Annotated in this window: 25 protein-coding genes; 12 read left to right on the forward strand and 13 right to left on the reverse strand. The window is 38.2% G+C overall.

Annotated elements, in window-relative coordinates; translation table 11 throughout:
- Positions 1-526: 526 nt before the first annotated feature.
- Positions 527-1,816, reverse strand: a complete 1,290-nt coding sequence (locus tag FHG85_RS05020) for a methyl-accepting chemotaxis protein (protein WP_173073599.1) — start codon at positions 1,814-1,816, stop codon at positions 527-529.
- A gap of 785 nt (positions 1,817-2,601) precedes the next feature.
- On the opposite strand from FHG85_RS05020, the gene FHG85_RS05025 reads away from it, so the two are divergent.
- From FHG85_RS05025 to FHG85_RS05035, 3 genes are all read left to right on the forward strand, one after another.
- Positions 2,602-3,981 carry an MATE family efflux transporter gene (locus FHG85_RS05025; RefSeq protein WP_173073601.1) on the forward strand — a complete coding sequence of 460 codons (1,380 nt, stop codon included), beginning with the start codon at positions 2,602-2,604 and terminating at the stop codon, positions 3,979-3,981.
- A gap of 67 nt (positions 3,982-4,048) precedes the next feature.
- Positions 4,049-4,336, forward strand: a complete 288-nt coding sequence (locus FHG85_RS05030) for a hypothetical protein (RefSeq protein ID WP_173073603.1) — start codon at positions 4,049-4,051, stop codon at positions 4,334-4,336.
- 113 nt (positions 4,337-4,449) lie between these two features.
- The gene (locus tag FHG85_RS05035) at positions 4,450-6,417 is read left to right on the forward strand and encodes an LTA synthase family protein (protein ID WP_173073605.1); all 1,968 of its coding nucleotides are present in this window, start codon (positions 4,450-4,452) and stop codon (positions 6,415-6,417) included.
- On the opposite strand, the gene FHG85_RS05040 is transcribed toward FHG85_RS05035, so the two are convergent.
- A complete protein-coding gene (locus tag FHG85_RS05040; protein WP_173073607.1) occupies positions 6,414-6,845 on the reverse strand; it encodes a Rieske (2Fe-2S) protein in 432 nt (143 codons plus the stop codon). The genes FHG85_RS05035 and FHG85_RS05040 overlap by 4 nt on opposite strands.
- Before the next feature lie 21 nt (positions 6,846-6,866).
- On the opposite strand from FHG85_RS05040, the gene FHG85_RS05045 reads away from it, so the two are divergent.
- The 4 genes from FHG85_RS05045 to FHG85_RS05060 all read left to right on the forward strand — a co-directional run bounded on the left by FHG85_RS05045 (position 6,867) and on the right by FHG85_RS05060 (position 8,879).
- Positions 6,867-7,253 (forward strand): hypothetical protein, encoded by a 387-nt coding sequence (locus FHG85_RS05045; RefSeq protein WP_173073609.1) that lies wholly within the window; start codon positions 6,867-6,869, stop codon positions 7,251-7,253.
- 20 nt (positions 7,254-7,273) lie between these two features.
- The gene (locus tag FHG85_RS05050) at positions 7,274-7,894 is read left to right on the forward strand and encodes a hypothetical protein (RefSeq protein WP_173073611.1); all 621 of its coding nucleotides are present in this window, start codon (positions 7,274-7,276) and stop codon (positions 7,892-7,894) included.
- A 103-nt stretch (positions 7,895-7,997) separates the two neighbouring features.
- The gene (gene greA, locus FHG85_RS05055) at positions 7,998-8,471 is read left to right on the forward strand and encodes a transcription elongation factor GreA (RefSeq protein WP_173073613.1); all 474 of its coding nucleotides are present in this window, start codon (positions 7,998-8,000) and stop codon (positions 8,469-8,471) included.
- Between the two features lie 12 nt (positions 8,472-8,483).
- On the forward strand, positions 8,484-8,879 hold the full coding sequence (locus FHG85_RS05060; RefSeq protein WP_173073616.1) for an HIT family protein: 396 nt from the start codon (positions 8,484-8,486) through the stop codon (positions 8,877-8,879).
- Positions 8,880-9,001: 122 nt separating this feature from the next.
- Here the strand turns inward: FHG85_RS05060 and mnhG are convergent, their stop codons facing one another.
- The 9 genes from mnhG to FHG85_RS05105 all read right to left on the reverse strand — a co-directional run bounded on the left by mnhG (position 9,002) and on the right by FHG85_RS05105 (position 18,530).
- Entirely contained in the window at positions 9,002-9,862 is an 861-nt protein-coding gene (gene mnhG, locus FHG85_RS05065) for a monovalent cation/H(+) antiporter subunit G (protein WP_220429235.1), read from the reverse strand.
- A complete protein-coding gene (locus tag FHG85_RS05070; protein WP_173073618.1) occupies positions 9,862-10,125 on the reverse strand; it encodes a monovalent cation/H+ antiporter complex subunit F in 264 nt (87 codons plus the stop codon). Before FHG85_RS05070 ends, mnhG begins: the two co-directional genes overlap by 1 nt.
- A gap of 11 nt (positions 10,126-10,136) precedes the next feature.
- The gene (locus FHG85_RS05075) at positions 10,137-10,628 is read right to left on the reverse strand and encodes a Na+/H+ antiporter subunit E (RefSeq protein ID WP_173073620.1); all 492 of its coding nucleotides are present in this window, start codon (positions 10,626-10,628) and stop codon (positions 10,137-10,139) included.
- 45 nt (positions 10,629-10,673) lie between these two features.
- Positions 10,674-12,194, reverse strand: coding sequence for a proton-conducting transporter transmembrane domain-containing protein (locus tag FHG85_RS05080; protein WP_173073622.1), 1,521 nt, complete (start codon positions 12,192-12,194; stop codon positions 10,674-10,676).
- A gap of 4 nt (positions 12,195-12,198) precedes the next feature.
- Positions 12,199-12,552, reverse strand: coding sequence for a Na+/H+ antiporter subunit C (locus FHG85_RS05085; protein WP_173073624.1), 354 nt, complete (start codon positions 12,550-12,552; stop codon positions 12,199-12,201).
- Between the two features lie 2 nt (positions 12,553-12,554).
- On the reverse strand, positions 12,555-12,962 hold the full coding sequence (locus FHG85_RS05090; RefSeq protein WP_173073632.1) for an MnhB domain-containing protein: 408 nt from the start codon (positions 12,960-12,962) through the stop codon (positions 12,555-12,557).
- Between the two features lie 10 nt (positions 12,963-12,972).
- Complete coding sequence (mbhE, locus tag FHG85_RS05095) at positions 12,973-15,270, reverse strand: hydrogen gas-evolving membrane-bound hydrogenase subunit E (protein WP_173073634.1); 2,298 nt, start codon at positions 15,268-15,270, stop codon at positions 12,973-12,975.
- Between the two features lie 273 nt (positions 15,271-15,543).
- Complete coding sequence (locus tag FHG85_RS05100; protein ID WP_173073636.1) at positions 15,544-17,733, reverse strand: ATP-binding protein; 2,190 nt, start codon at positions 17,731-17,733, stop codon at positions 15,544-15,546.
- Positions 17,734-17,846: 113 nt separating this feature from the next.
- Positions 17,847-18,530 carry a Crp/Fnr family transcriptional regulator gene (locus FHG85_RS05105; RefSeq protein WP_173073638.1) on the reverse strand — a complete coding sequence of 228 codons (684 nt, stop codon included), beginning with the start codon at positions 18,528-18,530 and terminating at the stop codon, positions 17,847-17,849.
- 232 nt (positions 18,531-18,762) lie between these two features.
- Between FHG85_RS05105 and FHG85_RS05110 the strand changes: the two genes are divergently transcribed.
- From FHG85_RS05110 to trxA, 4 genes are read left to right on the forward strand one after another with little or no spacing between them, the layout of a single operon-like run.
- The gene (locus FHG85_RS05110) at positions 18,763-19,179 is read left to right on the forward strand and encodes an OsmC family protein (protein ID WP_173073640.1); all 417 of its coding nucleotides are present in this window, start codon (positions 18,763-18,765) and stop codon (positions 19,177-19,179) included.
- Between the two features lie 12 nt (positions 19,180-19,191).
- Entirely contained in the window at positions 19,192-19,548 is a 357-nt protein-coding gene (locus FHG85_RS05115; protein WP_173073642.1) for a YbbN family protein, read from the forward strand.
- A 5-nt stretch (positions 19,549-19,553) separates the two neighbouring features.
- The gene (locus FHG85_RS05120) at positions 19,554-20,504 is read left to right on the forward strand and encodes an NAD(P)/FAD-dependent oxidoreductase (RefSeq protein WP_173073644.1); all 951 of its coding nucleotides are present in this window, start codon (positions 19,554-19,556) and stop codon (positions 20,502-20,504) included.
- Positions 20,501-20,917, forward strand: a complete 417-nt coding sequence (gene trxA, locus FHG85_RS05125; protein WP_246249278.1) for a thioredoxin — start codon at positions 20,501-20,503, stop codon at positions 20,915-20,917. The genes FHG85_RS05120 and trxA overlap by 4 nt, the downstream gene beginning before the upstream one ends.
- A gap of 70 nt (positions 20,918-20,987) precedes the next feature.
- Here the strand turns inward: trxA and FHG85_RS05130 are convergent, their stop codons facing one another.
- Positions 20,988-21,398, reverse strand: a complete 411-nt coding sequence (locus FHG85_RS05130) for a threonyl-tRNA synthetase editing domain-containing protein (RefSeq protein WP_173073646.1) — start codon at positions 21,396-21,398, stop codon at positions 20,988-20,990.
- 52 nt (positions 21,399-21,450) lie between these two features.
- Positions 21,451-23,283, reverse strand: a complete 1,833-nt coding sequence (locus tag FHG85_RS05135) for an LTA synthase family protein (protein ID WP_173073648.1) — start codon at positions 23,281-23,283, stop codon at positions 21,451-21,453.
- 56 nt (positions 23,284-23,339) lie between these two features.
- On the opposite strand from FHG85_RS05135, the gene FHG85_RS05140 reads away from it, so the two are divergent.
- Positions 23,340-24,290: an isoaspartyl peptidase/L-asparaginase family protein gene (locus FHG85_RS05140; RefSeq protein ID WP_173073651.1), complete on the forward strand. Its 951-nt coding sequence runs from the start codon at positions 23,340-23,342 to the stop codon at positions 24,288-24,290.

Raw genomic sequence — 24,290 nt, forward strand, 5'->3', positions numbered from 1 at the left:
TCTACACTAAAGAGATTTAGGGAATTATTGGCTTTTTAAAATTAATCATATTTCATTCTTCTACCTACTTCTAACTTCCTCAAATTCTTCAAGAAGAGATGCTTCGACAAGTTTAGCATGACAAGGCAAGGTTTGTAGTTCAAGGTTTAAGGCTATGACAGGCGAAGATGGATAAAAGGCCCTAATCGTTAAACGATAATAGTTTGTTTATTTGAGGCGTTTGCATTCTATTTTTACACCACAGAGTTACACAGAGGAATGCACAGAGGCATACAGTAGGAAAAACAAATATGTCCACTTAAATTTTCCGGTTCATTCCGAATATTTTCGTGTCATTCTGAGTCATTCATTCCTCTAACTTCCTCTAACTTTTTCTAACTTCCTCAAATTCTTAAAGAATAGATGCTTCGACAAGTTTAGCATGACAAAAACCTCTGGCTCTTCCCGATTAAAACCTGGGTTTAATGACTCGCTCCTCTAATTTTCTCAGAGGTACCTAAATAACACAAGTGCAGGTTGTGAAAATTTAGAAACTTTCGTAGTCGCTATCATTTGTTTTTGATAGCTTTATATCATAGCCTAACTTGCTTGTGTTATTTTGCTTTGCTTTTGGCGCTGGTTTTAAGCTGTAATCTTCCTCACTGCTCTTTTTGCCAGTTTTCGAATTGTTTTGGGCTTTAGTTGAAACTGATGCAAAGTCTTTATTAAAGAGAAAGTATGATGCAACTTCTTTAAGCTGCTCGGCCTGACCCGTAAGTTCCTCGGCGCTTGAGGCAAGTTCCTCGCTCGATGCAGCATTTTGCTGAATAACCTGGTTTAGCTGCTGTGTAGCATTGTTTATTTGCTCCATCCCAGCACTCTGCTCAATATTTGCAGCCGCAATTTCGTTAACAAGTTGGATTGTTTTTTCTATTTCAGGCTGTAATATTTGCATCTGTTTTGAAGCCTCTTCTGTAACGTTTACGCTCTTTTCTGAAAGAAGAATAATTTCGTCGGCTGCTGCTTTACTTCGTTCGGCAAGTTTACGTACTTCGGCTGCTACAACTGCAAATCCTCTACCAGATTCTCCTGCTCTTGCTGCCTCTACGGCTGCATTTAGTGCAAGTATATTGGTTTGAAAGGCGATATCGTTAATAATATTGATTTTTTCAGCTATCTTCTTAATGGCATCAAGACTTTCATCCGATACCGCAGAAAGGTTTTTAACTTCTTTGGCCACTGTTAGTGATATCTTTTCTGCATGCTTAGCATTTTCTGTATTTTGCTGTATGTTAGCCGACATCTCTTCAACAAGGCTCCCAACCTGTTCGGCGTTAGAGGCTTGCTCGTTAGCACCCTGCGAAAGTTCCTCCGATGACTTACTTAATTGATGGCTTGCTGATAGAATAGAGTTGGAAGAAAAAACAATATTTTCTATTACTTCTTTCAGTTTGATAACTGTATCGTTTGTAGAGCGGGCAATGTAACCGAACTCATCTTTTCTTTCAAGTAGTTCTTTTGGAATTTCAGTTTCTAGGTTTCCTTTTGATATAGCCTCCTGGCTTTCGGCTATAATTTTAAGGCTATTCCCAATTATCCTTTTGAAATAGGATAAACCAACCCATAGTGCTGCAACAAACAAGGGAATAATCCAGGAAAGGTTTATCATGTCAATAATACTTATACTATATCCGGCAATGGCAGTGAGCCCTATAAATATCAAGGCTATTGCCGAAATTGTAAACACAATAGAATTCTTAAAGATTAGCTTGAAAATTCCAATTGAAATAGGTACGAGTACTACAACAAGTCCAATAATTATGTACAGATGTTCCATTTGATGAAAATTATTTATTAACTTTTGAGTAAACGCATTACCTACGAATAAGGTTTAGTTTGGTGTAAGTAATTAACAAAGTTTTGACGAACTAGCTTAAAGTGTACTTTTTTAGCTGTGCTTTTTACATAAATAGAATTATAACATCTTGAAGTTGTTTTTTTTGTTCCCTATGTTGCGACGGAGTCCATTAATGAAAAGATAATAGGCGATAATCGTTAAACGTTAATCGTTAAGCGAGTTTATTTGAGACGTCTGCATTCTTTTTTTACACCACAGAGTTACACAGAGGAATGCACAGAGGCATACAGGAGAAAAAACAAATATGGCCACTTAAATCTTCCGGTTCCTTCCGAATATTTCCGTGTCATTCCGAATCATTCCGACTCATTCTTTTAACTTCCTCTAACTTCTTTTAACTTCCTCAAATTCTTCAAGAAGAGATGCCTCGACAAACTCAGCATGTCAATAACACATGATTTAAGGCTGCGTCCGGCGAAGACGGATTCAAAATTTCAGATTCAAGACTAGTCCGGCGTTGACGGATTCAAGAATTGTCACATGAAATTCCGATTCCTTCCGTATATTTCCGACTCATTCCGGCTCATTCTTTTAACTTCCTCAAATTCTTCAAGAAGAGATGCTTCAGCAAGTTCAGTATGACAAGGCGCTTCCGATTCATTCCGAATATTTCCGAACTATTCCGAGTCATTCTTCCAATTCACTCTCCCCAATGTTTTGTTGATTTCAATTTTTTTGGCCTACTTTGCAAAACTTTTGCTGCTATGAAAGATTTCACATCAGGTAACGAGGCCAAACTTATTTTTCGATTTGCTCTACCCATGCTGATTGGGAATATATTCCAACAGCTTTACAATGTGGTAGATAGCATAATTGTTGGACGATACCTTGGAAAAAAAGCATTGGCAGCTGTTGGTGCATCGTTTCCAATTATTTTCATGATTATCGCTTTAATCATTGGGATTGGGATTGGTTCTTCGGTGGTGATTTCGCAATATTTTGGGGCTAAAAATTATGAAAAGGTTAAACGCGCTTCCGATACTACTTATATCTTTCTGTTTTTTGCTGGTATTGTAATTACTTTTGTTGGCCTTGCTAGCGGTGAGCATATTTTTAGGCTAATGCGTTTACCTGAAGAGGTTCTCCCATTAGCAAAAACATACTTGGATATTTACATGTACGGAATGGTGTTAATGTTTGGGTTTAACTCTATTTCTAGTATTCTGCGAGGGGTTGGCGATTCTAAAACTCCGCTTTACTTTTTAATTGTTGCTACTTTCTTAAACATCATCTTAGATATTCTTTTTGTTTTAGTTTTTAAATGGGGAATTGCGGGTGCAGCCTGGGCTACAGTTGTAGCACAGTCGTTCTCGTTTGTAATTGCAGCAGCATACCTCGAACGAAAAAAACATCTACTACGGATTAAGTTTAGGAGGATGGTTTTTGATTGGGAGATTTTTAAGAAATCGGTCAGAATTGGTTTCCCAACAGGTATTCAGCAAACGCTTGTTGCTCTTGGTGGAATGGCATTGATGGGAATAGTAAACTCATTTGGAACAAATGTAATTGCAGGTTTCTCAGCTGCTAGCCGTATCGATTCCTTGGCGGTAATCCCCATCATGAACTTCTCCGCATCATTATCGGGTTTTGTAGGCCAAAATATTGGAGCAGGTAAAATTGATAGGGTAAGAAGGGGGCTTTGGGCAACAATAAAAATGTCGGTGGCGTTTAGCATTTCTATTAGTCTAATAATCCTTTTCTGGGGCGATAAAATGATGCTGGTTTTTTCAGATAACTCGGAAGTTATTAGTGTAGGTTACCATTACCTAATGGTGGTAAGCGTTTTTTATGCTGTCTTTGCCATTATGTTCTGTATTAATGGTCTGCTTAGAGGGGCTGGAGCCGCTATTGTTCCCATGTACATCACTCTTTTATCACTTTGGATAGTTCGGTTGCCTTTGGCATATCTTCTTAGCTACACCTTTAAAATGGGCGAGGCTGGCATTTGGTGGTCAATCCCAATTGGTTGGGCTATGGGGGCTGTCGGCGCTATTTTTTACTATAGACTTGGTAATTGGAAAAATAAATCTGTGGTTCGACCACATGTTTCCGATGATGAGGAGGTTGTAACCGATATTGTGTAAGGAGTTTAATTGCATACTAACTAAAATCTATTATTTTTGCATTCTGTTTAATTAAATTAAGACAATTATGGCAAGCAGAAGAAATCTTAAAAAGGATATCGATTACCTAATGAGCGAGGTTATTAGCGATTGTTACACCTATATGTTAATTCACGGAGAGAAAAAACGTGATGAGGCAATAGCTATTATTGAATCGATTTTAGAAAAACGTAATGATTTAATTCATCGCATTAAGCATCCCGAAAATAAGTCAGATAAGAAAGCGGTAAAGGCTCACTATAAAGCCATTCATGAGGATTTGCTTAAAGCTATTGATGAGAGTTTTAGCAAGCTTAGCGAGTTAACAAAAGCATAACTAGTAATTATCATCAGCTTACGCCCGGCCATGCCGGGCTTTTTTATTTAACAAACTTTTTTAGTAGTAGCATATCATATTTTATAATTTTGTTTGTTTAAAAATGGATAATCATGATTAATGAGTTTAAAAACTATTTTTCTGATATAAAACTCAGGGGTAATATCTACTTGATGCTTATTTGGCGTTTCACCCTTGTCATGTTAATTTTTTCTGTTTGCCGAGTACTATTCTACCTGTTTAACACCGATTTTTTTGCTAACGTTACTCTTAGTAGCTTTCTAAGAATGATGGCAGGTGGCTTATGGTTCGATTCAAGCGCGTTGATATATACAAACTTGTTATACCTTTTTATATACCTTCTACCATTTACATTTAGGTATAATAGGTGGGTTGAAAAGACTCTAAAATACTTATATGTAATAACTAACAGCATTGCTATTGGTGCAAATCTGGCCGATATAATATATTTCCGATTTACACTTCGTAGAACTACATCGACACTTTTCTCGGAGTTCAAACATGAATCGAATTTTGGGTCGCTCATCCCAAAATTTATTGCCGATTACTGGTATATTTTCCTAATTTGGGTTGCTCTTACCGCAGTGCTAGTAATATTTTATGGGAAGGTTAAACCGATTAAGAAGGGAAAGGGTTCCCAGTATCATTTTGTATATGGATTAAATGGTTTAGTGTTGATGCTTTTATTCGCCACGCTAATGGTTGGAGGTATGCGGGGCGGTTTTAGACACAGCACACGTCCCATTACTCTTAGTAACGCAGGTCAGTATGTTAGTGAACCCCTTGAAGCTGCTATAGTACTTAATACACCTTTTGCCATTTACAGGACACTTGGGAAAAAATCGCTTCATAAGGTCGATTTTTATAGCTCTAAAGAAGAGTTGAACTCAATTTACACACCTGTTCATCACCCACAAACAGCCGACTCGCTTAAGCGAATGAATGTGGTGATTTTTATTTTAGAAAGTTTTGGTAGAGAGTATATTGGTGCTTATAATACACATTTAAGAGATAGCCTAGGATATAAGGGATTTACACCCTTCTTAGATTCCCTCATCAATCATTCATTATGGTACCGTTACGCTTTTGGAAATGGGCGCAAATCAATTGATGGTATGCCCTCGGTACTGGCAAGTATTCCTATGTTTGTAGAGCCATACTTTCTAACAAGCTACTCAACAAATAAGATAAATAGCATTGCATCGCTTCTGCGAAGCGAAGGTTACCATACAGCCTACTTCCATGGCGCACCGAATGGTTCAATGGGGTTTCAAGCCTTTGCCAATGTGGCAGGATTTGAGGAGTACTATGGTATGACGGAGTACAATAACCCCGACGATTTTGATGGGATGTGGGGTATTTGGGACGAGGAGTTTTTCCAATTCTTTGCCAAAACAATTAATGGTTTCAAACAGCCATTCTGTGCTGCCTTGTTCTCAGTTTCTTCGCACCACCCCTTTAAAATACCTGAGCGGTACCAGGGTAAGTTCCCAAAAGGAACGCTGCCAATTCATCAATGTATTGCATATACCGACTATTCTTTGAAGCGATTTTTTCAGACAGCCTCAAAGATGGATTGGTTTAAAAACACGCTTTTTGTGATTACCGCCGACCATCCAAACCAGTCGCAGTTTAAGGAGTACCAGTCGAGTGCTGGTGCATTTTCGGTACCATTGCTCTTTTACACACCTAATGGTTCTTTAGTTGGGCGAAAAGATGAGCTTGCCCAGCAAATCGATATCATGCCATCGGTTCTTGGGTATCTGAACTATAATAAACCATTTGTGGCTTTTGGACGGAACCTGTTCGATAAGGAATCAAAACCTTTTGTAGTTAACTACACCAACAATAGCTATCAGCTATTAATGGACGATTATGTTATGGTTTTTGACGGAAACCAAACCAAGGGTTTGTATAGCTACAAATCGGATATTCTAATGAAGGAGAATTTAAAAGATAAACTTCCCGATGTTGTAGAAAAGATGGAGCATTTCCTTAAGGCTGTAATTCAGCAGTATAACAGTAGGATGATTGAAGATAAGCTAACTCAAGTAGATTAGTTATATATTCCAACAAAATCGCCGTTTTTAACAACCTTATACTGTTTTAAAGGATAACCATCCTTTGGATAGCCGTAATTAACCAGGTAGTAAACCGTTCCGCAATGCGGACAGGTAGCCGTACCCGAACCGTTTGCATCGAGGTTTACCGATGCGTTAATATCTATGTGCTTAGGGCAGGTTGCATCAAAGGCAAGTATTTCTTCGTCGCTTAATCTGAACACAATTACACCATTGTTGTTGTACCCTACATTATTAATTTTCACAGCACCCATTACAACATTTAAGTTTTGGTAGGCGGGCTCTTTTAAGTTAAACTCAATTTTTACAGGAACTTCGGGGATAATATCATCTAAGCCATCGTCGCAGGTGGTTAAACCTGTTATGATTGTTGCTAAAAGTAAATATTGGAGTATCTTTGTTTGCATCAATTTGTAAATATTAGTATCTTGGGCAAAGTTATAAAAAAGATATGGTTTATTGCGATTGTTCTTTTAGTGTTTAGTGGCTGTTCTAAAAACCTTGCTCCAACAGTTGTGCCAGCTAATCCTGGCGAAAAGGTTTGGAAGGTACGGGTTAAGGAGATTCGGCGAAAGTGGATTGCCTTTAGGTACAAAAGAAAGACTGAAAGGTTAACACGAAAAGCAAAATCAAAATCTGAAAAACTGAAGCGAAAAGATGCTAGTGCAGAGAAGAAGTTAGCTGAACAGCACATGAAGAATCAGCATCCTGAGGTTCAGGAACGTATGAAACAATCGCAAAAGGAGGCAGAAAAGAATAGAACGAAACGTACGCTACGTCAACGCTTACGTTTATGGTTGTGGAAGTTTAAATAGTTTGATAAAAATTTTACGATATGGATGCAGGAGATTTCATATACATACTTATTGCTATTGGCTTAGCTATACTCAATGCTGTTGGAAACGCCAACAAAAAGAAAAAGCAAGCAGAGCAGAAAAGGCAGTCGCAAGCTTATTCATCAGCTCAAAAAACATTTGAGGAAAAAGATTCCTCAGAAGTTAACGATGACCTTTTGAAGAAGTTGCAAGAGCTTGTTGGTGAGGATATATCTTATAACCAAACTGAAGATGAGTATGTTGAATCGCAGCAAGAAAATGTGACTGAAACCTACCAAGAGTATGGCTCACCTGAGCAGCAGTATGATGATGTAAATGAGCCAATTGCCGATATTCCTGTTTCGGAGGAACAACTTTATCCAACTCATGATTCTGAAATACTAGATGTACAGCAACCTGAAAAATATGAACCAATTGATGTTCCTGTTTCAGAGGTAGAAGGCCAAATTGGAGAGTTCGACTATCAGGAATCGACCAAGGCGGAGGAGGAGAGGTTAAAGAGCCAAGAGATTGGAGCCGATAACGAAATTAAGGAGGAAGAAAAAAAATCAATTTTAGCCGATTTTGACGCCCGAAAGGCAGTAGTTTACGCCGAAATAATTAAGCCAAAATATTTTTAAACGAGCTAAACCACTTGCCTACGTAAACAAAATTTTGTATATTTGCACCGAAGAGTTCCGATAGGTTTGTCGGGATTCTTTTTTATTTAAATATTATAGAAACATGAGTAAAGTAAACTATTTAACCGAAGAAGGGCTACAAAAGCTGCGCAAAGAGTTAGAGCATCTGAAGTCAGTTGAGCGCCCAGCAATCTCAAAAATGATTGCTGAAGCACGCGATAAAGGCGATTTATCGGAAAATGCAGAGTATGATGCAGCCAAAGAGGCTCAGGGTTTACTTGAACTACGCATATCAAAGCTAGAGGACCTAATTGCCAATGCACGAATAATCGATGAATCAAAAATTGATACAAGTACGGTGCAGGTACTTAATAAGGTGAAGATTAAGAACCTTAAAAATAACGCCGTAATGGAGTACACCCTGGTCCCAGAGTCGGAAGCTAATCTTAAAGAAAACAAGTTATCTATTTCCACTCCTATTGCCAAGGCGCTTATTGGTAAAAAGGTAGGTGAAATTGTTGAAGTTCAAGTACCATCTGGCTTAATTAAATTTGAGATACTCAATATTTCAATCTAAAACCATTTTGATATGGCTACTATCTTTAGTCGAATTGTTAAGGGAGAGATTCCTTCGTATAAGGTTGCCGAAGACGAAAGGTTTTATGCTTTCCTCGATATTAATCCATTGGCTAAAGGGCATACGTTGGTAATCCCTAAGGTTGAGGTTGACTATCTTTTTGACCTCGACCCTGATACTTTGTCTGGACTCACGCTCTTTGCCCAACGTGTTGCTAAAGCCATTGAAAAGGTTGTGCCTTGTAAACGAATTGGTGTCGCAGTACTTGGTCTAGAGGTGCCACATGCACATATTCATCTCGTTCCTTTGAATAAAGAATCCGACATCGATTTTAGGAAACCCAAATTGAATCTTACCAGCGAAGAGTTCCAAGAGATAGCAAAAAAAATTGCTGCTGAGTTTAAGTAATTTCTGCTGTTTTAGTAAATAGCTTCTATAATAATCCCTGGCTGATGCCAGGGTTTTTTATAAATAGAATTTACATTCTGCAAATCCGATAAACCGCTATCAAAATATTCTGCTAAAAATTATTATTTACCGCTACTTCGTTCAACAAAATATCTCTTATAGCTGGAAGCTTGTAAGAGGTAATCGGCAGGAGCCTCTTGGCTCATCTCAATAATACGGTTACAGCATTCAATTGCAAACTTATTGCTTGTGCCTGAATCAAAAGCAATTAGGATTACACGCATAAGGTACTCGTAGCTATTAGGGTGATGTTTGAGTGCTTCCTCAAGCACAGCTATTGCCCTAGTAGGAAGATTGTTTTGTACATAAAAATCGGTTAAGGCCAAAGTGGCTTGGGAGCTATAATTGCATTCGATGCAAGCGGTTTTGAGTAACGATTCTGCTTTATCAAAACGGCCCATTTTTGCATAAGTTGTTCCCAATAATCTATGTCCTACAGCAGGCTGAATCGATGCAACTTCCTCAGCAATTTCAATAGCTCGACTAAAGCTACCACCATGCGAAGCGGGGAGTTTTACTATTTCATTGATTAGCTCTTCTGCAATATTGATATCAGCTTTACTTGTGCTCCATTGCTGTTCAAGCTGTTCTACTTTATTGTGCAACGTGTTCAGCTCATCAATAATGGTAAAACCGCTTTGCTTTATTCTCTGCTTATATGCTGCTCTTGAAATGGCGTGAGCCCCTACAGGGTTGGTTAGCAAAAGGAAGGTAATAATAATGAAAGCTTTGGCAAAAACTCCAACTTGGTCAAAGTGTATTGATATACCAAGTAGAACCATTCCTAGTCCTAATGTCGATGCCTTTGTTATGGCCGACATGCGCGAGTAAAAATCTGGAAACTTAAGTATACCTATTGATGCAACAAACATGAATAGCGAACCTATTGCAATTAGTAGCGATGTAACTATCTCGTTTATCATTATTCCTTTCTTTTAAAAATGTAATACGCAAACGACATTGCTCCTAGAAATGCTATTAACGAAAGCACTACAGCAACATCCAAAAAGTTTACATTTTCCCATATTAATGAGAACATGGCAATAGATGCAATAACAAGTGTTGTGAATAAATCGAAGGCTGTAACCCTATCGGGAAGCGATGGACCTCGTAGAAAACGAATAACCACAAGAAGCATTGAGAGCCCAATTAGAATCATTGATATTTTAAGCACAATATTTACCATGAATGCCTGTTTTAGTTAAAAATTCGTTGAACTCGTCTTTCAAAACCATTCTTTATTTGCGACTTAATTCTATCGGTATCGCCATTGGGAATGTACATGGCATGTATAAAAAGTAGCGACTTGTCTTCTGAAACCTCTATGCTTAAGGTACCAGGTGTTAATGAGATAAGCGAGGCAAGGATGGTAATCTCAAGGTCATCTTTTAAATCTAAAGGTAGGGCAATAATCCCAGCTTTGATATGAGTTTTTCTGGTCAGCACCTCTCGCACAATCTGAAAGGTAGCCGTTAACATCTCTCTTGCAAAGTATAGTACAAACTCAGCAAAATATATACCTTGAAAGAAAGTTTTCCGGCTAAAGAAAAAGGTTAAAAGCCACAAGGAAAAGAGAATTGAAAAGAAAATTACCAAAACCCAATGTGCAACAAGCGAAAAATCAATGTAGAATAAATATCCTACTGTAAGTATTGTCGATACTAATATTAATCTGAATATTATTCTCATTCTGTCTATTGTAATTAAACACCAAAAGAGAAAGGCTAACTTCGTTTAATTAATATGGTTTAACACGCTTTCAATATAGCTCTGATTATCTACTAAAAAGTTAGAGGCTTTCATGCTCCATTCAATTACTGAGTTTGGGGAAAAGCTAATTACTAGAACTACCAATGTAATTGCAATAATGCTAAGCATCATTCCAGGTTGCAATTTAATAAGTTTGATTAAATCAAACTTTTCATTTTGGCTGCCATTAGGCGATGGCTTCCAGAACACCTCATTCCAAATCTTGGTCATTGAAAAGAGTGTAAGTAAGCTAACAAGTAGTGAAATGGTAGTAACTGTTACTACGAGCGTGCTCCCTTCTTGGAACCCGCTCCAGGCAAGCAGATATTTACCCCAAAAGCCAGTTAATGGTGGGATGCCAGTAAGGGCAAATGCCGATATCGCAAAAAAGAGGGCAAGCCAAGGCGATTGCCTAAGAACACCTCCAAGCTCTTTTAGCTTATAGCTACCAAAGTTTCGGTTTACGGTGCCCGCAACAAAAAACAGGTTTGTTTTAACAAGCACATTATGAATCACGAAAAAAAGCGAGCCAGCAATAGCCAATGGGGTAAAAATAGCTAGCCCCATTAGCATATAGCCAATCTGTGATACGATATGAAAGGAAAGAATTTTTCTGAAATCCACCTGAGCAGCTGCACCAAGTACACCAATTACCATGGTTAGTGCTGCAAGCACAAGCATGATTATCTGTAAAAATGTATCTTCAAGAGGGTAGATAACCGTGAAGAACCGTGTCATAGAATATATGCCAACCTTGGTAAGCAAAGCAACAATAAGTGCGGTAAAACCAATTGGTGCAGTGTGATATGATGCGGGAAGCCAAAAGAATAAAGGAAAGATAGCCGCTTTAATACCAAAGCTAATAAAAAAGAAAACAGCAGTTGTATTTACTAGCAGCTGGTCTGTAACTAAGGGGAGTGCTTTTCCTATCATGGCCATATTTAGATGTCCGGTTAAACCGTACAGCAATCCTATCCCAATAAGGAATAGTGTTGAGCTCAGGACATTAATTGCTACGTATTTTAGCGACCCCTCAAGTTGCTGCTTGTCTGCACCAATTGTAAATAGTACAAACGACGAAACCAGCATAACCTCGAACCAAACGTATAGGTTGAAAATATCACCCGCAAGGAATGTTCCTGTTAGCCCAAAAACAAGGAAAAAATAAACTGGAAAGAATATTGAAATGGATGTTTTAGATTTAATGAATGAAACGGCATACCAAAATGCTACCACCGACATGAAAGAGCTAAGGAGCAGGTAAATTGTAGACATACGGTCGGCTACTAACATAATGCCAAAACCGGTAGGCCAACTTCCTACATTCACAATCTCAATGCCTATGGCATTATCCTTTTGGAATAGCGTTATTGCAGCAATCAGTTGCAATAAAGTTGATATCGCGCCAATACTTACCTGTAATTTTTTCCTACCCCATGCCGAGAACATTAGGATTGCTGTTGCAAGAGGGGTAAATAGAACTGTAACTAAAGCAATATTTTGCATGGGATTAATCAATTTTTTCTGATGAGTTCAACTTATCCATATCCGAAGTTCCTGTAACTTTGTAAACCCTTCGGATAAGCACAATGGCAAATGCTTGAATACCAAAACCAATCACAATAGCTGTTAGTATAAGTGCTTGGGGTATTGGGTCGGCAAAAGGTGGCGATAACACATTCTCTGTTTTGTTTATTATAGCAGGAACACCACGATTAAGCCTGCTTATTAAGAAAATGAAAAGGTTCGTGGCGTAGCTAAGCATCATAATACCTATAATGAGTTTTACCATGCCTTTTTGAAACATTAGGTAGAGCCCAGCAGCAAATAGTATTCCCGTAAGTATTGTAAGAACTATTTCCATGACTAATTTTTTGAAAGAATAAACGTTATGTTTAACACCACACCAATAACCAAAGCGTAAACACCTATGTCAAACATTAAAGGTGTGCCTAGCTTGCCTATTAATGGAACCGAAAACTTTAGCCAAACACCTGTCATAAGAGGGTGTCCTAGAAGAAGAGGGATTATAAGGCTAATGAGGGCTATAGTTAGCCCTATCGCTATAATTCCCATTGGGCGAATCCTATACTTAGCAATGGTATTGTTTACACCAAGAACCATTGCTCTCATAAACAAACCTATTGCTGCAAGCAGGCCGCCTATAAAACCGCCTCCAGCAGCATTATGGCCTCTAAATAGTAGAAATAGCGAGAACAATATGAATAGAGGTGTTAGTAGTTTGACCGATGTTTTAAGAATAACCGTTCGCATAAGTGTTTTATTAGTTACTTCGAATGTACTTTAACATGGAGAAAATCCCCAACGACGCAATGGCAAGTACCGTTATTTCTCCCATGGTATCCAATCCTCTAAAATCGACTAAAATAACATTAACAACATTTCGCCCCTTAGCAAGCAGGTAGCTCGATTGGGCATAAAAATCTCTTACAGGCGATGCGGAAGGTAAGGTATGTATCCATAATAAAATAATTGTCATGGTAATGCCAAAGAGCAGGGCAGGAATCATCAGCTTAATTTTATTGCTCCTTTTTATTTCTATGAACTTAGGAAGATAGTTAAGGGTTAGCACAAAAAGAACAATGGTTAGCGTTTCAATAAGAAACTGGGTCATTGCCACATCGGGACCACCAAAATAAAGGAAGGTGGCGGCAGTTCCATATCCAATTAGGCCTAGAGAAACTATTGAGGTTAAACGTGATTTGGCAACCAACGTATTTGCTATTCCGATTCCCATAAGTATAACAAAAACAAGTTCGTACCATTTCAGTTGGGTAAGCTCATAAAAGTTTTGGAGGTGTATAGAATTATTACTCAATAGAACCTGTAACCATATTATCGATATTAAAGTTAAGGTGATGATAATTAGATAGTTCCTTAATATTCCAGATTGAAAGAATTTTGTTTGTCCCTTGGCAACTCTCAATAGTGCAGGGATGCTTTTGTTATAAACATTTTCGGGGCCTGGTTTCTGGTTAAGTTTATGCTTATCGGAAAAGGTAAGCAACCTTTTTCTTGCTTTAAAAAGTAGATAGCCAAACACGAGTGTTAGTAAGCTTAGCGCAAAAATTATTGTAAATCCATGCCAAAGGCCAAGCTCAAGAACATGCTCAACATCTAGAATTTGGTTTGATGAATGGTGGAGTATAGGTTGAGCCAGCTGTTCAGAAAATATACCACCAATTAATCCGAGTGTTGCGAGAACAATTGGCCCCCATAACATTGGCCCAGGGGCTTCATGCACCTGTTTTGGTGTTTCGGAAGTTTTACCAGTAAATATTTTATGTCCGAATTCAAATGCTAAGCCAGCAAACATTACTCCGGTTACAAAAGTACCAAATCCAATTATGCTACTTGCAAAGGAAGAGCTGAATGCTGCGCCATAAAGAATCTCTTTGGCTATAAATCCAAAAAAGGGAATTACACCGGCCATGGAAAGCGATGCAAGTGCAGCGGCGTAAAATGTATAGGGCATTTTTTTCCCTAATCCCGATAGTTTTGACAAATCTCGACTACCAGCTTCGTGGTCAACATTTCCTGTAACCATAAAAAGCGTGCCTTTATAAAGGGCATGGGCAAGCAGGAATACCATTGCTGCTTGAACAGAAATAGTTGTTCCCATTCCAAGGAGTAGCATCATAATACCAAGAGCGCTAATAGTGGTGTAAGCCAGCACCTTTTTCATATCGGTATGGGTAATTGCAATAATTGCCCCGTATACCATGGTTATTCCGCCAATATGAATTAGGGTTAGTGTCCATACATCTGAGTTATTGAATAAGGGAGAGAGCCTTGCAACAAGAAAGACTCCAGCTTTTACCATGGTTGTTGAGTGTAAATATGCACTAACAGGTGCCGGGGCAGCCATGGCATTGGGTAACCAAAAATGAAATGGGAATTGTGCCGATTTGGTGAGCGCACCAACTAATATAAGAGCAGCTATTATTGGTTTTAACTGGTTGCCATCAAGTAGGGTAGGGTTGTTTAAAATTTCTGTAATGTTGAAGGAGCCTACCTCTATGCCAAGTAATATAAATCCTGCTAGCATAAATAAGCCTCCCATTACAGTCACTAGCATCGCCATTAATGCCGATTTTCGGGATTCCTCCTGATGATGGTAGTAGCCAATTAGCAGGTACGACGACAAGCTGGTTAGCTCCCAGAATATGAAGAGAATTAACAGGTTGTTCGACATTACAATGCCTAGCATTGCAGTCATAAAAAGGCTTAAATAGAGAAAGAATCTTCCCTTGTTGGGGTCGTTTTGTAGGTAGCTATTTGCATAGTTAAAAATGAAAAAACCAACGCCAGAAATCAGTAGCACAAAAAATATACTTAAGCCATCGAGTCTAAATGATAAATCTAGGTTGATTGATTTAACCCATTCGTACGATTCGGTTACATACCCAATTTCTATTACGTTCTCAAGTCTTGATATTGCCCATACAAATATTCCTATAGGCACTATACTTAGTATTGTGCCAACTCCTTTTGGGAAGTACTTGTGCAGTGGTACCGAGAGTAATGCTGCTAGAAATCCTGTAAGTATTACGTATATCACTTTGCTTGCAAATTGTAAATTTTATAAACAGATAACTATTGCTTCACTGACAAAAATAGTGAATATAGTTTGTGTAATAGCAAATTTAACAGCAGTTGGGTTTGAATTGTTCAGAATTACTTCAATATGCTGACTTTAATTGTTTAATATGAGGTAAGTGTAGATAATAATTACAACTTTCTTTATTGCTAAAAGGTACATTTAAATTTGAGAAGCTTATCCATTGTTTCTTTTAAGAAAATCCAACATCAAGTTTTTAATTATAGGCCTAAACTAAAGCTTTGGAAAAGAGATATAAAATGTAGTACCTTTCCCAACCTCAGATTCTAGCCATATTTTTCCTCCTAATTTTGCTACAGCTTTTTTAACAATTGCTAGTCCAATTCCAGTCCCAGGGAATTCTGATTGTGAGTGTAATCGTTGAAAGATATTAAAAATCTTTTCGTGGTATTCTGTCGGAATTCCAATACCATTATCGTTGATTGAAATTATAATGCTATCCACCTCTTCTTTAGCAGAAATAGTTACAATTGGAGTTTCCCCTTCTCGGTTATAGGTTATGGCGTTTATTATAAGATTTAAGAAGATTTGTTTAAGGAGCGATGTGTCGGCATTAACAGCAGGCAGGTTGTTTTCTACTACTATTTGTGCATTTTTCTTTTTTATATCTGTTTCTAGGTCTTTTAAAACTGTTTCAATGAAGATATTTAAGTCAATCTTTTGCTTCATTATTTCATTTTTCGAAAGGCGTGCAAATCGAAGCAAGTCGTTAATAAGGTTAGTCATGTTGTTACTTGCAACTATAATGTAGTTAAAGTATTTAAGGGCTTCGCTATTTAAACTATCCTCGTAACGGCTTGCAATTATCTCTGAGAAACCTAAAATAGAACGCAAAGGAGCTTTTAAATCGTGCGAAATGGAGTAGGCAAACTCTTCAAGTTCCCTATTGGCCTGTTGTAGTTCTGCTGTACGTTCAAGAATACGCTGTTCCAGCTGTTGGTTTAGCTCTTTTATCTCTTTTTCAATCTTTTCCCTTACAGCTATTTGTTCTAATAACCTTTCTTTCTGCTTCTCGTTCTCTTCAAAGAGGCGAATATTTTCAATTGAAATAGCTACATGCCCAGCTACAATCTGCAGATGCTCTAGGTCGATAGTCGTAAAGTGCCATTTAGGATTTTTAGAACAAACCTCAAGAGTACCTATCACTCGTTCATCAGCTAAAAGTGGAATAATTGCAAGGTTTTCAAATTTAAGTACATCAATGCTGTAACCAGTTGGAATTATGCCTTTTTCTTTTAGCTGCTTTTTTGTAAATGAAATGGGGCTTTTTAATACTAATATATCATTAACTGCATAATTCTTAATGTCTATTTCTTCTGGAATCTCATCAGTAAGGTTATATTTGGTAAAAACTTTTAGCTTATTGTTTTCCAGAACACGTACAACAACAGAATCAATATTGAATGCGCTCTTAAATTTTTGAATCATCTCATAGGTTTGCTCTATTGCCGATTGCTTTCCTATCCTTGCAACGTTAAGGCTCGATATTAGTTTTAGCCTTGAATTGTAATACTCTAGTTCTTTAGTTCGGAGTTTTACAAGATTTTGAAGTAAGATGATAAAAAATAGCACTGTTGAAATAGAAGCAAATACTATTAAAGCGATTATGTATCGGTTTTTGTAGAACCACGAGCTAATAGTTAATGGAAACCATCTTTTATAAATCCTATCAAACTCTCCGCTTTCCTTTAGCTGAATAATACCACGGTTTATTTTATTTAAAAGCAGCAGGTTTCCTTCTTTCACAACAAAGGAGTATTCTCGCGGAAAAACTTTTCCAACAATAATCACAGAGTCAGTGTACTCTTTTATTGACTCCTTATCGATAATATGCGAAAGCAACGCGGCATCGACCTTCTTTTCTATAAGTAGCTTTAGAGCATAAGGTTCATCTTTTGCGGGAACTAGCTTAATAGAAGGGTAGTTCTCCCTTAAAAATTCTTGTATTGTTGATGCATTAAGTGCTGCAACTCTTTTACCAGCCAAATCCTCTAAAGTATATATGCCTTTTGTCCCTTTGCGAATGTATATTTCCTCGTATGTAACCATATGAGGAATGGCGTAATCAACAATACTATCCCGTTTTTTTGTATAGAACATGTCGGAAATGTGGATGGTGCCAGCCTCCTCAAATTCCCGCTTAATATCTGACCATACTCCTAGCTTGATTTTAACGAAAAAGCCCTCCTTTTGTGCTATAGCTTTAATAAGATCGATGTTGAAGCCGTTTGGATTGCCATTCTCGTCAATATATTCAAATGGAGGAAAGTTGGAATCGCTCCCAAACACCAGGGTGTCGGGTAGCGATGTTTGGGCTGAGTTTCTTAGTGAAAGCAATAGCATTAGCAGAATGAAAAGAACTCGGCAGCTTAAAACTACTTTTGATATTGGTTGCCCTTTCATTTTACCTTTTCCTTAGCTTTGAATAATTTGATTGTTATTCCTTTCTTCGAAAGTTAATGATTATTAATGGGAATATCAATGACGTTTGCCATAAAGTTTGGGTTTTTAAGAAGTTATCCGATAAGGGCATATCGCTTTAGCATTTCTCTATTGGCAATATAAATGTCCTTCTCAACCAGCTTAATTACTCCTTCACGTTCGAACTCTTTAAGAATTTTTGTGGTATTTATGTGGGAAATTCCTGCGAAGTTAGCAATGTCCTTACGGGTGAGTAGTCGGAAAATATTTATATCCCTTAATCGATTTTCAGTTAAAAAAAGGAGTGTCAAGGCGAGTCGGCCGGCCATTTGCTTATAGGTTAGCCGGGCATGAAATTCCATGAGTGCGTTCTCGTCTTCGGCGGCTCTTTTAAGTAATCTTAGTGCCAAATTTGAGTTAGTTTCAAGTAACGATTTTAGCAGGGCAGTATTAATAACGCAAGCGGTAATATTGGTTAAGGCTTTATAGGAATAGTTACAGCTGGTAACTCCCAAAACGCTTTGAATTCCTATAAAATCACCTTCTCTAAGAATATCAACATTAACGGCTCTGTCTTCATCTGTCTCTATGTATTTTAGTACAAAGCCTTCTGTAATAAATATTACCTGGTTAGGAGCCATCCCTTTTTTGATAAGCAGCTCTCCCTTTTTAAAAGAAATTACTTTGCGCCCAGCAGAAAGGGCTTCCCATTGCTCCTGAGTTATCAGGTTAAAGCATGAAACGGGTAAGTCGGATTTTACACATCCATTTGTTTTCATTAACGATACTCAAATTATAAATAAACACGATGATTAACTTGTAAATGTTTATTTTGTTCACACTCTTAATTAAATAAAGCATTGAGTTTGTAGCTACCTTCCAAAATCAACTTTTCAAAGTTAAACAGAATTGGTAAATACCAACTTTTTGTTTGGTACATGTTACCCAAACAACACTAAATATCATGTTTAAGGCAAGTACTTTTGTCGTGCAAATTAAAATTTAATTATAATGAAACATATAGTTGATACCGAATATAAGGATGGGATGGCCTTTGTTTCAAAGGTGAATGGCCACGATATTGTAATAGATGCGGTAGCCGAAGTTGGTGGCCAAAATCTTGGCCCACGTCCTAAGGAACTTATGCTAGCCGCACTTGGTGGCTGCACTGGAATGGATGTGATTTCCATTCTTAAAAAGATGCGCGTTGAGGTTGATTACTTCAACGTTAAGGTTGAAGCAGAAATGACCGAGGAGCACCCTAAACATTACAATGCCATGCATATTATTTACCAGTTTAAGGGTAAGGATTTGCCTTTGGATAAGCTGGAAAAGGCAATAAACCTCTCACAGGAAAGGTACTGCGGTGTATCGTTTGTTTACCGTAAGGCAATGAAACTAACTCACGAAATTCAAATATTAAACTAAAAATAAAAAGCTATGACACTAGACACAAATTTAACCCACATTGCATCGGCAGATGAGTGGAAGAAGATTCTAGAAGAGAATGAGAATGTAATGATTTGCTGTGGACGAATGGGCCCTATGTGTATTCCAGTTTATGGCATCATGGAGGAGCTCGAAGATGAGTATAAGCATGTGAAATTTGCCGACATGCTATTCGACCTTCCCGATGCAGCAGTCATTAGAAATGCTCCTGAAGCTAAAGGTTTTATGGGACTTCCTTTTACCATGTATTACAAGAATGGGAAGGTGGTAAAGGCAACCAGCAGCATTCAAAGCATGGAGCAGGTTCGTGCCATACTTGATGAACAGTTTGGTAAACCACAAAACTAATTGCTATGACTCAAAGTAACCATTACGATGCTATTGTAATTGGTGCTGGGCCTGCCGGTTTAACGGCAGGCATTTACCTTTCAAGGGCTAAGCTAAATACTCTTATCCTTAACCATGGTACCGTTGGCGGGCAACTTGTATTAACCCATGAGATAGCTAACTATCCTGGCGTTGAACCAACAAGTGGTTACAAGCTGGCTTCAACTATGAAAAAACAGGCCCAATCGTTCGGTGCTGTTATTAAGACTATCTCGCAGATACCCCAAATTTCAGTTGATGGTAGCTTAAAGGTTGTTAAGGTGGGCGATACAAGTTATACCGCAAGCGCGCTAATCCTTACACCCGGTGGAACACCACGTATGCTCGGAGTTAAAGGTGAGCTGGATTTTAAAGGTCAGGGTATCTCGTATTGTGCAACATGCGATGGTGAGTTCTTTACAGGTAAGGAGATTATAGTAGTTGGAGGTGGAAACTCAGCTTTAGAGGAAGCTGTTTCACTTAGCAAGTACGCTTCAAAGGTAACAATTGTGCACCAATTTGACCATTTTCAAGCATTCCCGGCTTATGTTGAGGAGGCTAAAGCTAATCCTAAGATCAATTTTATCATGGAAACCCTTGTTGAGGAGTTTGTTGGTGATGGGAAATTGGAGAGAGTACTGTTGCACGATAAGAAAACTGGTGAACGAAAATGGTTTAACACCGAGGGAGCATTTATATTTATTGGATATCAGCCAAACACTGAGTTTCTAAAGGGCTTGATAGACCTAAACGAGAGGGATGAAATTGTAGTGGATGCTGATATGCAAACATCTGTAGCAGGTATTTTTGCAGCTGGCGATTCCATTGCAAAGCGTTACCGTCAAGTTACTACAGCTGTTGGTGAAGCTACAATTGCTGCACTTGCTGCCGCAAACCATGTTTTTGAGTTGAAACGAACCGAAAAAGTTACAGCATGAGTACCTGGTTAATCATTCTTCTTGCTTTTATAGCACTTTTGGTAATCATGTTTGCATATGGTTACTATAAAATGAAAAATGTTGAGAATATTCCAACTAGCCAAAACATCATTCATTTGACCGATAAGAACTTTGCAAATATCACACGAAATGGCGTAACCATTGTTGACTTTTGGGCTGAGTGGTGTACTCCCTGTAAGATGCTTGTCCCGGTAATGAACGAGATTGCCGACGAATTAAAAGGTCAGGTGAAGGTTGGAAAACTCAACGTGGAGACATCGCGACAGGTTGCAGCAAGGTACAATATCCGGAATATTCCAACGGTTATCATTTTTAAGAATGGTAAAGAGGTTAAGCGTTTGGTTGGAGTGAAACCCAAAAATACTTATCTTAAGGAACTTAAGTCGATTTAATTACTTTCGACATACTACAACGAGAGGCACCTCGTTTTTGAGGTGTCTCTTTTTTGTTTGAATCCAAGTTCTAAATATCCTTAAAAACGCGAGCTAACGAATGGCCTGGTGCATCGAGTTTTAAATCTAAGAAGTGCCCAAATGGAGTTTGGTACACCTCATAGTCTACCGATTTAAGCCTTTTTTCAACGTTTTCAAATAGTTTAAGGGTAAATTCTGGGTCAGCTTTACTTTCGGAAAGGTGAGCAAAGGAGTGTAGGATAACTTTTTTTACCCCATTTTTACCGCATACCCACTTAATATTTTTAACCAGCTTCTTTTCAACATCGGCCATACGTTCCTCATCCTCTTTCTCAGCCTGAATAAATGCAACCTGAATATCGGAAAATTCTTTTGGCTCTTTTGCCTCAGGTACAAAATCTAGTGTCCTGGTTGTTGGGTTGTAGCCGAATGTTTTGCAATACAAAAAAAGTGCTTTCATGACCTTTGGTTTAAAAGTTGCTTGAATCTAAAAAACGTAATTGTTGACCAAATCACAATCCTTTAAAAATCTCCTGGTAAGCATTAAAAAATGCCCAGGCGTCGGTTTTGGTTTGATCAAGGCTTGAGCCTTTTTCGTAAAGGTATTTTTGACCTACAAGGTCATAAACCAGTGTATCGGTTTGGTTAATAAATCCATAACCCTCATTGAAAGCAAAATAGGCAAATGGTGTGTACTTGTTGGAGAGAACATTTTTAGAAAGGGGGAAGCTGGCGTGTGGTAAATTGAGCTGCGAAAGAAGTGTGGCTGCCAAATCGATTTGCGAGCAGGTTTTATCTACAACCATTGATTTTTGCGCTAGCGCGCCTCCAAGCCAAACCATGGGAATGCCATATTTTTTTGGTTCATGGTTGGGATGATTACCTGGTTGGCGATGTCCGTGGTCGGCAATGAGTATTATTAGTGTGTTTTTATACCATTCTTTTGCTCTTGCTTTTGAAATGAAATCGCCCAAACAGCTATCGGTATAATAGGCTGAACTTAGGTACTGTTCTAGTTCATTATTGCCCCTGAATTTGCGTTTTGCTGGAATTTCAAAAGGTTCATGGCTGCTAAGGGTAAAGAACATTTTAAAGAACGGTCCCTTTGCTGTATCCAAATCGTTGAGCAAGTAGTTGAAAACGTGTTCATCGTGTACTCCCCATTTTGAGTTTCGGTAACTTTTAGGGAAATCATCTTGGGTAACAAGTCGTTGGAATTTGGCATGGAAAAGGAATGAGCGGATGTTGGCGAAATCGGGGTCGCCACCATAGTAAAAGGTGTTTGTATACCCATTATCGTGTAGAACTCCTCCAATGGTAGCTAACTTTCGCGATTTTGTGGGGTATTTAATAACCGATTGGGTGGGTTGTGCTGGAAAGCCTGCTAATACAGCTATAATCCCTTTATCGCTTCTATCACCGCTTGCAACTGTTCTTTTGAAAAGGATTCCTTCGTTGCAGAATCGGTTCAGATTTGGTGTAACATTAGGTAGCCCGCCTAATGGCTCTACAATCTTACCGCCAAAACCTTCCAATAGTATAAGGAGAATGTTGGGTTTTGTTGTATTAAGGACTTGTATCGTGCTATCGGTTTTTATCATTTCATCAAACCGCTTTTCGGCAACTCCCTTATCAATTTTTATGGGGTACACCTTATTCATTGCACCACTTTTGCTTATGGAGTACATCATGTTCCAAACCGGATTAAGAGCGGCATGATTGCAAAAATTATTTTGGCTGAAATAAACTTTACCTGGATTCATGGGAGCAATTCCAAATCCACCACGGATAGGAATAATCATTGTTGCTGCAATAAACAGTGTAATGGGAATATGCCAAAGTTTTAATGGTGCTATATCGTTTAACTCTTTGGCAACCCATTTTTTATAAGCACGATAGCTTAGATAAATAGTGGCTACAATTAGTAGCAAGAAGAGAAATAACATGTATGTTTTGAGCGAGGCCATAGCCTCTTTAGGTGTTTTAAGGTAGAGAAGTGGAGTTGCATCAATACGAAATCCCCAATTTCGGTATAGCTCCAAGTCGCCAATTGCAATGGTATTTATAAGTGTAAGAAACAAAATTGTTAGTGAGTTTAAAACGACATTAATTATTTTTGATTTTACAAGGAATAGAATACTAAACACAACAAATGTTAGCATTAGAATATAACCCGCTAATGAGGCATCCATCCATGCACCTCTAATTATAATGGAAACAAAATCAGAGAAAGATATCGTTTTTAAAAAGTTGAACTGATATAGAAGAAAAATAATTCTATATAAGGCAAAAAGTAAAACCCAGAAAATAAAATATTTAATTCCAAAGTAAATTCGATTCTTCATATCCATTAAAATTTTAAATTGCAAACGTAATAAAAACCATTAAAATTCATAAAGCGATGTATAAGATTATTAAGATAGTTCTTTTAGCTATAGTTCTGAATGTACAGAATATCTACTCGCAAAATTGGAGTATAGCCATTCATGGTGGTGCTGGAAACATGAAACCCGAGCATTTTACTAAGGAACAGCTCGATGAGTATAAAACTGAGCTGAACAAAGCGTTAAGCATAGGTGTTGCTATTCTAAAGTCTGGGGGTAGTAGTCTCGATGCAGTGGAGCAGGTAGCTCGATATCTTGAGGATTGTCCGTTATTTAATGCGGGAAAGGGAGCTGTGTTTACTCATGAAGGAAGGAATGAGTTGGATGCGGCCATTATGGATGGAAAAACACTTAATGCAGGTGCTGTGGCAGGCGTTAGAAATGTGAAAAATCCTATTTCCTTGGCTCGTAAGGTTATGGAGGCATCACCTCATGTTATGCTCTCTGGAAGCGGTGCCTCGGAATTTGCTAGAGAACAAGGCCTAGAGATAGTTGATAGTAGCTATTTTTTTACTAAAAGCAGGTGGGAGTCGTTACAAAGAGTTCTTTCCAAGGAAAAAATGGGGACCATTGGATGTGTAGCGCTTGATACCCATGGGAACCTGGCTGCAGCGACTTCAACTGGCGGTATGACAAATAAGCGATGGGGACGAATTGGGGATTCGCCCATTATTGGGGCAGGTACCTATGCCAATAATGCAACATGTGCAGTCTCTGCAACTGGACATGGCGAGTATTTTATTCGTTACACAGTTGCTCATGACATTTCAGCTCTTATGGAGTATCAAAATCTTTCGTTAAATGCTGCTGCTGAGAGGGTTGTTATGGGTAAACTTTTAAACGCTGGCGGTTTTGGTGGTATTATTGCTGTTGATAAGATGGGAAATATTTGTACCCTAATGAACACAACTGGCATGTTTCGCGCTTTTGCTTCTTCAAAGGGACTTAAAGGATGTGAGGTTTTTTAA

It is taken from the genome of Tenuifilum thalassicum, assembly GCF_013265555.1.
Classification (GTDB): domain Bacteria; phylum Bacteroidota; class Bacteroidia; order Bacteroidales; family Tenuifilaceae; genus Tenuifilum; species Tenuifilum thalassicum.